The sequence below is a fragment of the Streptomyces sp. NPDC102437 genome (genome assembly GCF_044765565.1).
Taxonomy (GTDB): domain Bacteria; phylum Actinomycetota; class Actinomycetes; order Streptomycetales; family Streptomycetaceae; genus Streptomyces.
On the sequence record NZ_JBIWKI010000012.1, the window covers coordinates 136751 to 152204 of the forward strand.

General features: G+C 72.0%; 12 protein-coding genes. 9 read left to right on the forward strand and 3 right to left on the reverse strand.

The window, feature by feature from the left end:
- The first annotated feature begins 101 nt into the window (after nt 1-101).
- The gene (locus tag ACIRJP_RS17695) at nt 102-689 is read left to right on the forward strand and encodes a hypothetical protein (RefSeq protein WP_404174407.1); all 588 of its coding nucleotides are present in this window, start codon (nt 102-104) and stop codon (nt 687-689) included.
- Between the two features lie 19 nt (nt 690-708).
- On the opposite strand, the gene ACIRJP_RS17700 is transcribed toward ACIRJP_RS17695, so the two are convergent.
- The gene (locus tag ACIRJP_RS17700) at nt 709-4002 is read right to left on the reverse strand and encodes a S41 family peptidase (protein WP_404174410.1); all 3294 of its coding nucleotides are present in this window, start codon (nt 4000-4002) and stop codon (nt 709-711) included.
- A gap of 205 nt (nt 4003-4207) precedes the next feature.
- On the opposite strand from ACIRJP_RS17700, the gene ACIRJP_RS17705 reads away from it, so the two are divergent.
- Together ACIRJP_RS17705 and ACIRJP_RS17710 are read left to right on the forward strand one after the other, a co-directional pair.
- On the forward strand, nt 4208-4780 hold the full coding sequence (locus tag ACIRJP_RS17705) for a TetR/AcrR family transcriptional regulator (protein ID WP_404174413.1): 573 nt from the start codon (nt 4208-4210) through the stop codon (nt 4778-4780).
- Nucleotides 4781-4977: 197 nt separating this feature from the next.
- Nucleotides 4978-7212, forward strand: a complete 2235-nt coding sequence (locus ACIRJP_RS17710) for an MMPL family transporter (RefSeq protein ID WP_404174416.1) — start codon at nt 4978-4980, stop codon at nt 7210-7212.
- A gap of 163 nt (nt 7213-7375) precedes the next feature.
- Here the strand turns inward: ACIRJP_RS17710 and ACIRJP_RS17715 are convergent, their stop codons facing one another.
- On the reverse strand, nt 7376-7726 hold the full coding sequence (locus tag ACIRJP_RS17715; RefSeq protein ID WP_404174419.1) for an SsgA family sporulation/cell division regulator: 351 nt from the start codon (nt 7724-7726) through the stop codon (nt 7376-7378).
- 222 nt (nt 7727-7948) lie between these two features.
- Between ACIRJP_RS17715 and ACIRJP_RS17720 the strand changes: the two genes are divergently transcribed.
- The 5 genes from ACIRJP_RS17720 (at nt 7949) to ACIRJP_RS17740 (ending at nt 12581) form a co-directional block, all read left to right on the forward strand.
- Nucleotides 7949-9001, forward strand: coding sequence for an energy-coupling factor ABC transporter permease (locus ACIRJP_RS17720; RefSeq protein ID WP_404174422.1), 1053 nt, complete (start codon nt 7949-7951; stop codon nt 8999-9001).
- Between the two features lies 1 nt (nt 9002).
- A complete protein-coding gene (gene cbiQ / locus ACIRJP_RS17725) occupies nt 9003-9764 on the forward strand; it encodes a cobalt ECF transporter T component CbiQ (protein ID WP_404174425.1) in 762 nt (253 codons plus the stop codon).
- Nucleotides 9761-10537 (forward strand): energy-coupling factor ABC transporter ATP-binding protein, encoded by a 777-nt coding sequence (locus ACIRJP_RS17730; RefSeq protein WP_404174428.1) that lies wholly within the window; start codon nt 9761-9763, stop codon nt 10535-10537. Before cbiQ ends, ACIRJP_RS17730 begins: the two co-directional genes overlap by 4 nt.
- A 77-nt stretch (nt 10538-10614) precedes the next feature.
- Nucleotides 10615-11784 carry a serine hydrolase domain-containing protein gene (locus tag ACIRJP_RS17735; protein WP_404174634.1) on the forward strand — a complete coding sequence of 390 codons (1170 nt, stop codon included), beginning with the start codon at nt 10615-10617 and terminating at the stop codon, nt 11782-11784.
- Nucleotides 11781-12581 (forward strand): SDR family NAD(P)-dependent oxidoreductase, encoded by an 801-nt coding sequence (locus tag ACIRJP_RS17740; RefSeq protein WP_404174431.1) that lies wholly within the window; start codon nt 11781-11783, stop codon nt 12579-12581. Before ACIRJP_RS17735 ends, ACIRJP_RS17740 begins: the two co-directional genes overlap by 4 nt.
- A gap of 32 nt (nt 12582-12613) precedes the next feature.
- Here ACIRJP_RS17740 and ACIRJP_RS17745 read toward each other — a convergent pair whose 3' ends face one another.
- The gene (locus ACIRJP_RS17745; protein ID WP_404174434.1) at nt 12614-13606 is read right to left on the reverse strand and encodes an Lrp/AsnC family transcriptional regulator; all 993 of its coding nucleotides are present in this window, start codon (nt 13604-13606) and stop codon (nt 12614-12616) included.
- 158 nt (nt 13607-13764) lie between these two features.
- Between ACIRJP_RS17745 and ACIRJP_RS17750 the strand changes: the two genes are divergently transcribed.
- Nucleotides 13765-15369 (forward strand): MFS transporter, encoded by a 1605-nt coding sequence (locus ACIRJP_RS17750; protein WP_404174437.1) that lies wholly within the window; start codon nt 13765-13767, stop codon nt 15367-15369.
- Nucleotides 15370-15454: the final 85 nt, after the last annotated feature.

Genomic DNA, 15454 nt, shown 5'->3' on the forward strand with positions numbered 1-15454 from the left:
ACTGGAATGGGGATCTCAGCCTCACCAATGGGGGGCTCAAGCCACCGGGAGGACCCATGAGGTCTGCGCTCCGCTGTGTTCGTACCGCCACCATCGCCGGCTTGACCGCCGTTCTGACCGGCGCGGCGATGGGCGGGGCCACCGCCGTCAGCACCCCCCAGGACTTCGCGCGCACCGACGGCCTGCGCCCCGCCGCCACCGCCGAGGGCCTGGTCACCGGCCCGCCTCGCGACGTGGCCGGACAGTGGGTCAAAACCACCGACGCACCGAGTGGCATCAGTGTCGAGCTGCCCGGCCGTGCCAAAGTCGAGCACGACTCGATGACCGTGAGCGGCAAGACCTACCAGCTACGGAGTTACGAGGTCACCACCGGGAAGAACAAGCTTGTCTTCCAGGTGGCGGACGCGCACGGAGCGGATACCAAGGCTGCCCTGGATCCGGCCATCCGTGGCGTCGCCGCCTCGGTCAGCGGGACCGTCAGCAAGAACCAGTCCCTCAAAGTCGCAGGCCACGCCGCCCGCGACGGCCGGATCACGTTCGACTACAACGGCGTCCCGGGCGTGATCCTCGTCCGTTACGTCGCCGCCTCCGGCCACCTCGTCGGACTCGTGGCCGGTGGCCCTGCCTCGGACGAGAAGGACGTGAAGAAGCTCTACCAGCAGCTCACTCACTCCCTGCACATCCCCTGAACTCCACTACTGTCGAAGTTCAGTGGCGCGGGGGCAAGGGCGGGCGTCGCCGGTCCGGGACGTCGTCGTACGTCGGCGGGGTCGAGGCCGGCTGGGCGGCCAGCAGGTCCAGGGCCACCCGCACCGCGTCGTCCAGTACCGCGTACCGTCCCTCCGCCCAGTCCAGGGGGGTGCGCAGCGCCTCCAGGTCCGGTTCGACGCCGTGGTTCTCGACCGACCAGCCGTAGGTGTCGAACCAGGCCGCGTTCATCGGCACCGTGATCACCGTGCCGTCTCCCAGCCGGGTCCGGCCGGTCATGCCGACCACGCCGCCCCAGGTCCGCTGGCCCACCACCGGGCCGAGTTTCAGCAGGCGGAACGCGGCGGTGATCATGTCGCCGTCGGAGGAGGTCGCCTCGTCGGCCAGGGCGACCACGGGGCCGCGCGGGGCGTTGGAGGCGTAGCTGACGGGCTGGGCGTTGCGGGTCAGGTCCCAGCCGAGGATCGTGCGGGTCAGCTTCTCGACGACCAGCTCGCTGATGTGGCCGCCCGCGTTGCCGCGCACGTCGACGATCAGGGCCGGGCGGGACACCTCCATGCGCAGGTCCCGGTTGAACTGGGCCCAGCCCGATCCGCCCATGTCGGGGATGTGCAGGTAGCCGCACTTGCCGCCGCTCAACTCCCGTACGACTTCGCGGCGTTTGGCCACCCAGTCCTGGTAGCGCAGCGGCCGTTCGTCGACCAGGGGGACGACGGCGACCCGGCGGGCGGGGCCCCCGCCCCCGGCCGGGCGGAAGGTGAGCTCGACGGTGGTGCCGCCCGCCGCGGTGAGGAGCGGGTACGGGCCGGCCACCGGGTCGACGGGGCGGCCGTCGACATGGGTGAGGACCGCGCCCTCCCGGACGCCCGTACCGGCCAGCGGGGAACGCGCCTTGGAGTCGGAGGAGTCGCCCGGCAGGATGCGCCGGATCATCCACTCGCCGTCCCGGCACACCAGGTTCGCGCCGAGCAGGCCGATCGCCCGCTGGTAGTGCGGCGGGCCCTCGTTGCGGCGGGCGGGGGTCACGTACGCGTGCGAGGTGCCCAGTTCGCCCAGGACCTCGCGCATCAGATCGGCGAACTCGTCGGGGGAGGCGACCCGTTCGACCAGCGGCCGGTACTGGTCGAGCACCGCCGTCCAGTCGATGCCGCTCATGTCCGGGTCCCAGAAGTACGAGCGGATGATGCGGCCGCCCTCCTCGTACGCCTGCCGCCACTCCGCCGCAGGGTCGACCTCGTGCAGGATGCGGCGCAGGTCCAGGTAGACGGTGGTGTCGCTGTCGCCGGTCTCGGTGGCGGGGACGGCGCGCAGCTCGCCCTCGTCCATGACGACCAGCCGGGTCGCGTCGCCGCTGACCGCGAACCAGTCGAGGTGGCCGACCAGTTCGGTCTTGCGGGCCTTGGTGATGTTGAAGTGTTCGAGGGTGGGGCGGCCCGACATGTCGGCCGGGTTGGCGAAGGTCTCGCCGAGCGCGCCGGAGATCGGCCAGCGCAGCCAGACCAGCCCGCCGCCGCTCACCGGGTGCAGGGCCGAGTACTTGGACGCGGAGACCGGGAAGGGCGTCACCCGGCTCTCCAGGCCCTCGAACTCGACGGTGACCGTCGACGGGCCCTCGCCCGTGCCGAGGTCGGCGGCGTCATCGGCCGGGTCGAGACCGCCCGCCGCCGGACGGCCCTCGGGGGAGAGGGCGAACGGGGAGGGCGTGGCGGAGGAGAGCGGCACCAGGTACGGGCGGCAGCCGAGCGGGAACGAGAGGTCGCCGGTGTGGACGTCGTACACCGGGTCGAAGCCGCGCCAGGACAGGAAGGCGAGATAGCGGCCGTCGCCCGTGAAGACCGGGTTCTCGTCCTCGAAGCGGCCGTTGGTGACGTCGACGATCACGGGCGCCCCGGTGCCCAGGATGCGGGCCAGCTTGATCTGGCGCAGCGAGCGGCCGATGCCGGGGTGCGACCAGGTCAGCCAGGCGCCGTCCGGGGAGAACGCCAGGTCGCGGACCGGGCCGTTGATCGAGCGGATCAGCTCGACGGGTGCGGTGGCGGGGATCTCCTCGTCCGTTTCCAGGAGCAGCAGCCGCCCGTCGTTCGTCGCGATGGCGAGGCGTTCGCCGTCCGGGTCGGCGATCAGCTCATGCACCCTGCCGAGCTGCCCGGAGGCCAGCCGCCGCGGCTCGCGGTCGCCGCTGGCGCGCGGCAGGTACGCGATCTCGATGGCGTCCTCGCCGTCGGCGTCGGTGACGTACGCGACCTGGCCACCGCTGCCGAGCATCTCGGGCAGCCGGACCCGGACTCCCGGGGTGTCGGCGATGGTGCGGGCCGGGCCGTCGCGGTGGGTGAGCCAGTACAGGCTGCCGCGTACGGTGACGGCGCTGGCCCGGCCCGTCTCGTCCACGGAGAGCGAGTCGACGTTGCTGGCGGTCGGGACCTGGTGGACGCGCCGTCCGGTGCGCGGCCCGCCGAGCCGTACCTCCAGCTTGCGCGGCACCGCGTCCGGCGAGGCCAGGTCGTCCACCAGCCACAGGTCGCCCGCGCACTGGTAGACGACCCGGTGCCCGTCGCTGGAGGCGTGCCGGGCGTAGAAGGCGTCGTGGTCGGTGTGGCGGCGCAGGTCGGTGCCGTCGGGGTGGCAGGAGTAGAGGTTGCCGACGCCCTCGTGGTCGGAGAGGAAGGCGATCCGGCCGCCGACGAACATCGGTGAGGCGAGATGGCCCCCGATGTCGGGGAGCAGCCGCTTGCCGTGCAGCCAGAGCCGGCCGGTCGCGCCGCCCCGGTACCGCTTCCAGGCGGCCGGTTCGTGCGGCGGGGTCCCGGTGAGGAGCAGGGTGCGCCGTTCGCCGTCGACGTCGGAGACCGCGATGTCGGAGACCGGGCCCCAGGGCAGCTTGCCGCCGGGGCTGCCGTCGGTGGGGACGCTGTAGGCCCAGGAGATGTGCGAGAACGGCTGGTTGTGCGAGGACACGGCCAGGATGTGGGCGGCGTCCGGGGGGTCGGGGGTCCAGCCGCAGACCCGGGTGTCCGTCGAGCCCCAGTAGGTGAGCCGGCGGGCCGGGCCGCCGTCCACCGGCGCGAGATGGATCTCGGGATCCAGGGTGCGCCAGGTCGTGTACGCGATGCGGCTCCCGTCGGGGGAGAAGCGCGGGTGGCTGACCCGGGTCCGGTCGATGGTCAGCCGCCAGGCGCGGCCGGGCCGCTCCCCCTCGGGCGCGAGGGGGGAGACCCAGAGGTCGTCCTCGGCCGCGAAGCAGAGCAGGTCGTCGTGGAGGTGCGGGAAACGGAGATACGCGACGTCGTCACTCACCCTCCAATGCTTTCCGCGCCAGAGGGCCCCGGCAACTCGTAGTGGCGAATCGGCTGTGGTGCGGAACACAAGCGAAACGATTTCGTTTCGCTGGGAGAGCGGGGTAACGTTGATGTGTACGAAACAGTTTCGTTCGATTGACTGACGTACGAGTGGCAGATGTACGAGTGATAGAAGTACGAGCACCCGAACAGGAGGTCGACACATGGCCCGCACCCGGCTCACGCCCGAGCGCGAGGGCGAGCTGTACGACGCCGTGCTCGACCTGCTCCGCGAGGTCGGTTACGACGCCCTGACCATGGACGCCGTCGCCGCCCGCACCCGTTCCAGCAAGGCCACCCTCTACCGCCAGTGGGGGAGCAAGCCGGAGCTGGTCGTCAAGGCCCTGAGGCACAACAAGCCGGTCTCCCTCTCGGAGATCGACACCGGATCGCTGCGAGGCGACTTCCACGCCGTACTGAGCCGTTCCGACGACTGTCAGATGGAGAAGGACTCCGCGCTGATGCGGGGCCTGAGCCATGCCGTCCACGAGAATCCCGATCTGCACCAGGCCCTGCGGGAGCTGCTGGTCGAGCCGGAGATGACCGGCCTCGACGAACTGCTGCGCCGAGCCGTGGACCGGGGCGAGGTGCGTCCGGACAATCCGGCGCTGAAATACGTACCGCACATGCTGATCGGTGCTTTCGCCGCCCGGCAGCTGGTCGAGGACCGCGCCGTCGACCAGGCGTTCCTCATCGACTACGTGGACTCCGTGGTTCTCCCTTCCCTCGGAGTCTGAGCCCCGGGCCGCCCCGTGCGGCCCGGCCCCTTCGTACGGTCCCCTCCGTACGCCCTTCCGTGCGGTCCCCTCCGTACGGCCCCGTGCGGTCCTTCCGTACGGGCCCTCCCCAAGCCCCACCTGACACGCCGCTCTCGTCGTCGGGCTGGTTCCACGCGCCCATTTCCACTCACGACCTGACCCGGGAGTACCCCTCCGTGGCCACATTCCTCTACAAGCTCGGACGGCTCGCCTTCCGGCGCCGCCGCTATGTCGCCCTGATCTGGGTGGCGCTGCTGGCGCTCGCCGGAGTCGGCGCGGCCTCCGCGTCCACCGCCACCTCCAGCTCCTTCTCGATTCCGGGCACGGAGGCGCAGCGCGCCTTCGACCTGCTGGAACAGCGCTTCCCCGGGGCCAGTGCCGACGGTGCGAGCGCCCGGGTCGTCTTCAAGGCCCCCGGCGACGAGAAGATGACCGACCCGGCGAACAAGGCCGAGGTGAACAAGGTCATCGGCGAGCTGAAGTCGGGCTCCGGCCAGATCGCCTCGGTCACCGACCCGTACACCGCCGGTGCCGTCAGCAAGGACGGCTCCACGGCGTACGTCTCGGTCTCCTACAAGGTCAGCTCGATGGAACTGACCGACGCGACCCGGGAGGCCCTGGAGGACGCGGGCCACGCGGCGCAGAAGAGCGGGATGACCGTGGAGATCGGCGGTGACGCGCTCATGGTGATCCCGGAGACCGGGGTCACCGAGATCATCGGTGTCGCCATCGCCGCGGTGGTGCTGGTCATCACCTTCGGTTCGCTGATCGCCGCCGGGCTGCCGCTGCTCACCGCCCTGATCGGGGTCGGCATCGGTGTCTCGACGATCACCGCGCTGGCGAACGTGCTGGACCTGGGCTCCACCACGTCCACCCTCGCGATGATGATCGGCCTCGCGGTCGGCATCGACTACGCGCTGTTCATCGTCTCCCGCTACCGCGCCGAGCTGGCCGAGGGCCGGGAGCGCGAGGAAGCGGCCGGACGGGCCGTCGGCACGGCCGGTTCCGCGGTCGTCTTCGCCGGTCTCACCGTCGTCATCGCGCTGGTCGGCCTCGCCGTCGTGAACATCCCGATGCTGTCGAAGATGGGCTTCGCCGCGGCCGGCACGGTCGCCATCGCCGTACTGATCGCGCTCACCCTGGTCCCCGCACTGCTGGGCTTCGCGGGCAAGCGGGTCATGGGACGCAAGGCGCGCAAGGCCGCCGAGGCGTCGGACGGGGCCGGGACCCCGGGTGGGGCCGAAAACAAGCCGAACATGGGCACCCGCTGGGCACGGTTCGTGCTCCGCAAGCCGGTCTGGGTGCTGCTGGTCGGCGTCATCGGCCTCGGCACGGTCGCCGTACCGGCCGCGTCCCTGGAGATGGGCCTGCCCGACGACGGCTCCCAGCCCACCAGCACCACCCAGCGGCGCGCCTACGACCTGCTCTCCGAGGGCTTCGGCCCCGGCTTCAACGGGCCGCTGATGGTCGTCGTCGACACCGCGGACAGCTCCGACGGCAAGACCGCCGCCAAGCAGGTCTCCGACGAGATCTCCGGCATCAAGGGCGTCGCCGCCGTCACCCCGGCCCAGTTCAACAAGGCCGGCGACACCGCGATGATCACCGTCGTTCCGAAGGAGCGGCCGAGCTCCGTCGACACGGAGAACGTGGTCCGCTCGATCCGGGACGCGGGCAAGGACATCAAGTCCGACACCGGGGCCGAGGTCCTGGTCACCGGTTCCACCGCGATGAACATCGACTTCTCGCAGAAGATGAACGACGCGCTGCTGCCGTACCTGGCGCTCGTCGTCGGCCTGGCCTTCCTGCTCCTGATGGTGGTCTTCCGCTCGGTGCTGGTGCCGCTGAAGGCGGCCCTGGGCTTCCTGCTCTCGGTCGTCGCGGCCCTGGGCGCGGTCGTCGCGGTCTTCCAGTGGGGCTGGCTCGGCTCGCTCTTCGGGGTGGAGCAGACCGGTCCGATCATGTCGATGATGCCGATCTTCATGGTGGGCGTGGTCTTCGGCCTCGCGATGGACTACGAGGTCTTCCTCGTGACCCGGATGCGCGAGGCGTACGTGCACGGCGAGAAGCCCGGCCAGGCGATCGTCACCGGCTTCCGGCACGGCGCCCGGGTCGTCACGGCCGCGGCCGTGATCATGATGGCGGTCTTCGCCGGCTTCATCGGCTCCAGCGAGCAGATGGTCAAGATGATCGGCTTCTCGCTCGCCATCGCCGTCTTCTTCGACGCGTTCGTGGTCCGGATGGCGATCGTGCCCGCGGTCCTGGCCCTGCTCGGCCACCGTGCCTGGTCGCTGCCGCGCTGGCTGGACCGGATCCTGCCGAACGTGGACGTGGAGGGCGAGGGGCTGCGCGAGCAGCTCGACGAGACGCCTGGCGGTGACACCGGGGGCGAGCGCGAGCTGACCCGGGTCTGAGCCGAACCGTAAGAGCCTCCGGGGCCGCGTCCGAGCGGAGCGCGGCCCCGGAAGTGCCGGTTACCTGTGGGGAGGGGGACCGGGGCGACGACGGAGCCCTCGTGCGAGCCAGTGGCCGGCACGGGGGCTTCTGTCATGCGGGTTTTCGCCGGGCGGGCTTCCGTCAGGCGTGCGCGGGGGGCTTGGTGTTCCCGGCGTGCGTACGGTGCAGAAAGCGGATCAGCGGCGCACTGTCGAACTGCACCACCTCGACGCCGTCCGCCGAGTGGTTCTCCACGACCAGTTGCGTCCGTCCGCAGGGCCACACGCGGATGCCGCCGCGCTCGGTGGGGGCCCGCAGTCCGCCCTCCAGCAGATCGCGTCCGAACGCCCAGTCGTCGCCGCCGGGGAAGGAGACATGAACGGTGCGCGGGTCGTTGTCGGCGTCGTACAGCAGGTCGACCGGGACGGCCGGGAGGTCGTCGGCGTCGTTGACGAGCCAGGCTTCTGCCTGCTCATGGATCACGGGGGGCATGGCACGACTCCTCCTGTGCGTACTACTTCGTCATCCAATGTCCCATATTTCCGTCAAGAGGCGCGGCGGGCAGCCCTGACGGGCAGTTGTGACGCAGTCGCTCTTGCGAAGGCTTTGCAACAAGGTCCTATCATTGAGCGGTTCACGACATTGCCGATGCCGTGCCCACCATCACCGTCATCGTCCGCAGCGACGCCAGGACCGCAGGAAGCAGAGCCCCCCATGCATGTACCCGACGGATTCATCGACGCGCCCGTCTCCGCCGCCGCCGGAGTCGTCGCCGCGGGTGCGGTCGCCGTCAGCCTGCGGGGTGCCCGGCGGGAACTGGACGAGCGCACCGCGCCGCTCGCCGGTCTCGTCGCCGCGTTCATCTTCGCGGTGCAGATGCTGAACTTCCCGGTCGCGGCCGGCACCAGCGGGCATCTGCTGGGCGGGGCGCTGGCCGCGATCCTGGTCGGGCCGTACACCGGCGTGCTCTGCGTGACCGTCGTCCTGCTCATGCAGGGCATCCTCTTCGCCGACGGCGGCCTCACCGCGCTCGGCGTGAACGTGCTCGACATGGGCATCGTGACCACCGTCGTCGCGTACGCCCTCTTCCGCGGGCTGCTCGGGGTGCTTCCGAGGACCCGCCGCTCCGTGACCGTCGCGTCCTTCGTCGCCGCCCTGGTGTCCGTACCGGCCGCGGCCTGCGCCTTCACGCTGATCTACTGGATCGGCGGCACCACCGACATCCCGATCGGCAAGGTCTTCACCGCGATGGTCGGGGTCCACTTCCTGATCGGCATCGGCGAGGCCGTGATCACCGCGCTGACCGTCGGCGCCGTCATCGCCGTACGCCCCGACCTGGTGCACGGTGCCCGCGGACTCACCTCCTCGCTCAAGCTCCGGGTCGACGGCGAACTCGTCGACGCCCCCGCCCCGCAGCCGGCCGCCCCGGCCGCCGCCACCCGGTCCCACCGCGGGATCTGGGCCGCCGGCCTGGTCACCGCCCTCGTCCTGGCGGGCTTCGTCTCCTACTACGCCTCCGCCGACCCGGACGGCCTGGAGAAGGTCGCCGCCGACCAGGGCATCGACAAGAAGACCGAGGAACACGCGGCCAAGGACTCCCCGCTCGCCGACTACGGCGTCAAGGACGTCTCCGACGCCCGGCTCTCCGGCGGCCTCGCCGGAGTGATCGGCGTCGCCGCCACCGTCGTGGTCGGCAGCGGAGTCTTCTACGTGGTCCGCCGCCGTCGCACACCGGACGCCCCCGCGGCCGAGAAGGAATCCGTCTGACATGGGCGCCGGTCACGCACACAAGCTCTACCGGCACGGTCACTCGCCGATCCACGACCTGCCGCCGCACTGCAAGATCGCCGCCGCCTTCTGCTTCGTCGTGGTCGTCGTCTCCACGCCGCGCGAGTCGATGTGGGCGTTCGCGCTGTACGCGGCGTTGCTCGGCGCGGTCGCCGCGTACGCCCGCATTCCGGCGGGCTTCCTGCTCAAGCGGCTGCTCATCGAGGTGCCGTTCGTCACGTTCGCGCTGCTCATGCCGTTCGTGGTGCCCGGCGAGCAGACCCACGTACTCGGCCTCTCCGTCAGCGTCCCCGGCCTCTGGGGTGCCTGGAACGTCCTCGCCAAGGGCACCCTCGGCGTCGCCGCGTCCGTGCTCCTGGCCTCGACCACCGAACTGCGCTCGCTGCTGCTCGGCCTCCAGCGGCTCAAGCTTCCGCCGCTGCTCGTCCAGATCGCCTCCTTCATGATCCGGTACGGCGATGTGATCACCGACGAGATGCGCCGGATGTCCATCGCCCGGCGCTCCCGCGGCTTCGAGGCGCGCGGCGTACGGCAGTGGGGGGTGCTGGCCAAATCGGCGGGCGCCCTGTTCATCAGGTCGTACGAGCGCGGCGAACGCGTCCACCTCGCCATGGTCAGCCGCGGCTACGCCGGCTCCATGCCGGTCATCGACGAGGTGACCGCCTCCCGGACCCAGTGGGCCCACGCCGCCGTACTCCCCGTGCTGGCCCTCGCGATCTGTCTGCTGGGATGGACCCTATGAGTCAGCCCTCCGCCCCCGCGCCGTCCCTGGAAGTCAGCGGCCTCGCCTACGCCTACCCCGACGGCCACCAGGCGCTCTTCGGAGTGGACCTCTCGGTCGCCCGGGGCGAACGCGTCGCCCTGCTCGGCCCCAACGGCGCCGGCAAGACCACCCTCGTGCTCCACCTCAACGGCATCCTCGACGCCGGGGCGGGCACCGTCCGGGTCGCGGGCCTCCCCGTCGAGAAGCGCAACCTCGCCGAGATCCGCCGCCGCGTCGGCATCGTCTTCCAGGACCCCGACGACCAGCTCTTCATGCCCACCGTCCGCGAGGACGTCGCCTTCGGTCCCGCCGCCTCCGGGCTGCGCGGCGCCGAACTGGAGGAACGCGTCACCGAGGCGCTGAAGCAGGTCGGCATGGCGGAGTATGCGAACCGGCCGCCGCACCACCTCTCCTTCGGCCAGCGCCGCCGCGTCGCCGTCGCCACCGTCCTCGCCATGCGGCCGGAGATCCTCGTCCTGGACGAGCCGTCCTCCAACCTGGACCCGGCCTCGCGGCGCGAACTCGCCGACATCCTGCGGTCCCTGGACGTCACCGTGCTCATGGTCACCCACGACCTGCCGTACGCGCTGGAGCTCTGCCCGCGCGCGGTGATCCTCAGCGAGGGCGTCATAGCCGCCGACGACCGCACCCAGGACCTGCTCTGCGACGAGAAGCTGATGCGCGAGCACCGCCTGGAGCTGCCCTTCGGCTTCGACCCGCGCTCCGTCACGCCGGATGTTCCGCGACTGTGAACACGGGGTGACCCGCCATACCCGCGACCTGCGACGGGATGCACCATGGGGGGATGAGCGGGAGCGCAGGAGCAGGCGTGGACGTACGGGGCACGGCGGCGCCCGGATTCGAACCGGTCCGGGATGCTTTCATCCGTAACTTCGAGCAGCGCGGCGAACGCGGCGCGGCCGTCGCGGTCTACCGGGACGGGCACAAGGTCGTCGACCTCTGGGCCGGCACGAGAGACGTCGACGGCGTCGAACCCTGGGCCGTCGACACCGTGCAGATCGTCCGCTCGGCGGGCAAGGGCATCGCCGCCGCCGTACCGCTGCTGCTGCACCAGCGCGGCCAGCTCGACCTGGACGCCCCGGTCGGCACCTACTGGCCGGAGTTCAAGGCGGCCGGCAAGGAACGCGTACTCGTGCGCCACCTCCTCGCCCACCGGGCCGGCATCCCCGCGCTCGACTGCCCGCTGACCCCCTCCGAATCGGCCGACGGGACCAGCGGACCGCAGGCCGTCGCCGCCCAGCGCCCCCAGTGGGAGCCCGGCACCGACCACGGCTACCACGCCCAGACCTACAGCTGGCTCATCGGCGAACTGGTGCGCCGGGTCACCGGACGCACCGTCGGCCGCTGGATCGCCGAGGAGATCGCCCGCCCGCTCGGCCTGGACTTCTGGTTCGGCCTCCCGGCGGACGAGGCGCACCGGGTGGGCCGGGTGGGCCCCGTGGAGCCGCCCGCCGCGGGCGACGGCGGCAACGGCGGCGTCCTGCGGCTGCGCCCCAAGCGCTCGGTCAGCGAGGCCTACCGCGACCCGCAGTCCCTCACCCGCCGCGCCTTCGGGGCCATCGACCCGCTCCCCGACGAGAACGATCCCGGCTACCGGGCGGCCGAACTCCCCGCCTCCAACGGCATCGCCACCGCCCGTGCGCTGGCCCGCTGCTACGCCGCGATGATCGGCCCGGTCGACGGCCACCGGCTGTTCGCCCCGGCCACCCTCACCCTGGCCCGCACCGAGGAGTCGGCGGGCCCCGACCGGGTCCTGGTCGTCAACACCCGCTTCGGCCTCGGCTACATGCTGCACGGCCCGGCGGCCCCGCTGCTCGCCCCCGGCTCCTTCGGCCACCCCGGCCGGGGCGGTTCCCTCGGGTTCGCCGACCCCGAATCCGGCATCGCGCTGGGCTATGTGACGAACGGTCTGCAGAAGGGAGTCACCGCCGATCCCCGCGCCCAGGCCCTGGTCAGGGCAGTACGGTCGGCGATATGACTCCTCAAGGCTCTGCTGGTCCACGGTTCGACGGATACGGCGTACTCATCACCGGCGCGGGCCGGGGCATCGGCGCGGCCACGGCCCGCCGACTGGCCTCGGAGGGCGCCCGCGTCCTGGTCACCGACCTGGACGGCGACCGCGCGGAGCGCACCGCCGCCGCGATACGCGAGGCGGGCGGCACCGCCGAGCCGCTGCCCTGCGACGTGGCCGACCGGGCTGCGGTCGAGGCGGCCGTGGCCCACACCGTCGCCGCCTTCGGCTCCCTGGACGTGCTGGTGAACAACGCGTACGTCTGCTCCACCGACGCCCCGCTCTTCGAGGACGAGCCGGACGAGGCGTGGCAGCGCGACCTGGACGTCACCCTCACCGGCCCCTACCGCTGCGCCCGCGCCGCCCTCCCGCACCTGGTGGCCTCCGGCCGGGGCGCGATCGTCAACATCGGCTCGGTCAACGGCGAGCAGGACTTCGGCAACCACGGCTACAGCGCGGCCAAGGCGGGCCTGGCCGGCCTGACCCGCACCCTGGCCGGCCACGCGGGGCCGCGCGGCGTCCGCGTCAACCTGGTCGCCCCCGGCACCATCCGCACGGACGCCTGGGCGGGCCGCGACGCCGAACTGACCCGGGTGAGCGCCCTCTACCCGCTCGGCCGGGTCGGCGAGCCGGAGGACATCGCGTCCGCCGTCGCCTTCCTCGCCTCGCGTGACGCGGCCTGGATCACCGGGACGACACTGCGCGTGGACGGCGGCCTGACGGCGACGAACTACGGGTTCCGGCAGGCGATTTCGGGGGTCTGACCGAAGCGGGCCCGGTCCGCCCCGGGCCCGCGTCAGGCGAGCGCGGGGTGGATGAGTCGCCCGTTGAGGACGAGGGAGGCGGCCTGCTTGAGACGGCGCACGCGCACACTGATCTCGTAGCCCCTGATGCCCTCGGTACGGGCGAAGCGGCCGCTGAGGTAGCGGTAGAAGTCCGGGGTGTCCTTGCAGATGACCACGGCCATGATGTTGTGCTTGCCGCTGATGGCCGCGGCGAAGGCGCACTCGTCGTGCCCGCTGAGCTCCTCGCCGATCTCCTGGAGCCGGGGCAGGTCGACCTGGAGCCAGAGAGTGGCGTTGAGCTCGTAGCCGAGGCGTTCGGGCACGGTGTCGATGTCGTAGACCAGCGAGCCGGTCGCTTCGAGAGCCTCCAGCCGGCGGGCCACGCGCGGCTTGGACCAGCCGGTGGCCTCCGCGAGCCGGGTGTGGGAGGCGCGGCCGTCCTCCGCCAGTGCTTGGAGGAGCGGGCGGTCCTCCTCGGTCGGGGTGAGCGGGGGCCCGGTGGGGGTGGGGCGCTCCGCGGTCAGCAGCCGCACCTGCTCGTCGGTGAGCGAGCCCTCCCGCCCGGTCCAGCCGGCCGTGTCGGGGGAACCGAAGGCGTGGACGAGGAGGTCGACGTTCAGGTCGAGGACCGAGGCCGCCCGGGGGAGCTGCCGCAGCAGCACGTCGTCGTGGGCGGTCCCGGCGGGCGAACGGATGATGCAGATGATCTCCGAACCGCCCGAGGCGATGCTCGTGTACGCGACCTCCGGCCTGCGGGCCAGGGAATCCGCGAGGGGCCCCACGGCGTCCGGGCGGCAGCGCAGCCGCGCGATCCACTCGGACCGGCCGTGGGCGGCCGGGCTGCTCAGCCCGACGACGCGGATGACGCCGGCGCGGCGCAGGGCGCCGTAGCGGCGCGCCACGGTCTGCTCGGACACCCCGACGACCTCGCTGAGGCGGCGGAAGGAGACCCGCGGCGAGCAGTTCAGTCCATGGATGATTTTGCGGTCCAGATCGTCAGGCATGGATGAATCGTCACACGCCGACGACTGCATGCAGCGGTTCTGTGACGTTCGCCGGGATCGCTTGGGGATTCACAGATGGCCGGGGCGAAGCTGGTCGGCGGCTTTGCGGGTGATTCGGCCCGCGCGGCACCCATCTCCGCAGCAGAAGGAACCTCTTCGTGAATTCCGCAACGACGCAGGACGGATCAGGACAGCGCAGATCGGGGCGGGGCGCCACGCTCGTCATGGCCTGCCTGGGCGTCTTCGTCGCCTACCTCCCCGTGACCACCGTGTCGGTGAGCCTGCCGGCCATCCAGCGGGCCCTGGGCGCCTCCACGTCCCAGCTGTCCTGGGTCTCGGACGCCTTCGTGCTGCCGATGGCCGCGCTGATCCTGACCACCGGGGTGTGGGGCGACGTCCACGGCCGCAAGCGGGTCTTCCAGGCGGGCATGGCGCTCTGTGCGCTGGGCGCGGCGATCTCGCTCTCCTCCGACTCGGTGCAGGCCCTGTGGGCCGGGCAGGCCGTCTCCGGGCTGGGGGCGGCGGCGCTGCTGCCCACGACGCTGGCCCTGATCAGTCACGCGGTCCCCGACCACCGGGAGCGGGGCAGGTTCATCGGCCTGTGGGCCATGTCCCTGATGGCCTCGCTCGCCGTGGGCCCGCTGATAGCGGGTGCGCTGCTGGAGAATGTCGCGTGGCGCTGGATCTTCCTCCTGCCCGTGCCGGTCTCCCTGATCGTGCTGGTCGTCGCGGCGTTCCGGCTGCCCGACTCACGCGCCCCGCACGGCCGTCGGCTCGACTGGCCCGGACAGATCAGTGCGGCCGTCGCTGTCACCGCGGTCGTCTACGGCGTCATCGAGGGCGGCGCGGACGGCTTCGGCGAGCCCGCCGTGGTGACGGCCCTGGTGCTCGGCGCGGTGGCCGCCGTGGCGTTCGTCGTCGTGGAGCGCCGCAGCGCGAGCCCGATGCTCGACCTGGCGCTGTTCCGCAGCCCGGCCTTCACCGCCACCGCCCTGGTCGCCATGATCAGCTTCCTCGGGCTGATCGGCTTCTTCTTCGTGCTGAGCCTCTACTTCGGCATGGTCCAGCACCTGACCACGATGGAGGCGGCGCTGCGGATGGTGACGGTGTCCGGGGTGTCCCTCGTCGCGGGCCTGCCCGTCGGACGCCTGATGCACCGGGTCTCCGCCCGGGTCCTGATCACCACGGGCCTGGTCGTCGCGGCGGGCGCGATGCTTTCGTTGACCGGCGTCGACGCCCACACCTCCTACGGCTCGATCGTCTGGCGGCTGGCCCTGCTGGGCCTCGGCATGGGCGCCGTACTCACCCCGATGACCGCCTCCGCGGTGTCCTCCGTCCCCTACCACCTGGCCGGGATGGCCGCCGCCGGGAACAACGCCTTCCGCCAGGTCGGTGGCGCCCTCGGCCCCGCCGTGCTCGGCGCCCTGCTGACCACCCGGGCCCTCGACGCGCTGCCCGGCCGTCTCGCCGGCGCGGGAGTGCCCGCCGAGGCCGGCGACCGCGTCCTGGACACCGCCCGCGAGCAGGGACTCGGCGCCGTGGCCGGGCTCGACCTGGACGCCGCCACCGGACCGGCGCTGACCGCCCTGGGCGACTCCTTCCTCGACGGCATGCGGCTGTGCCTGACCGTCTCGGCCTCACTCGCCCTGCTGGCCGCCCTCGCCTGCGCCGTGCTCCTGCGTCCGGCCGCCAGGCCCACACCCCCGGCGGCCCCGGCCACCGAGGACACATCGGCCCGCCCGGCACCGGTCCCGGTGAGCTGAGCCGGCCCGCGCGGGCCGGACGCCCGACCGCCCCGCCGAGCTCTGTGCCTGGCACGAGGACCGGCGGGGCCGGCAAGCGGCCCAG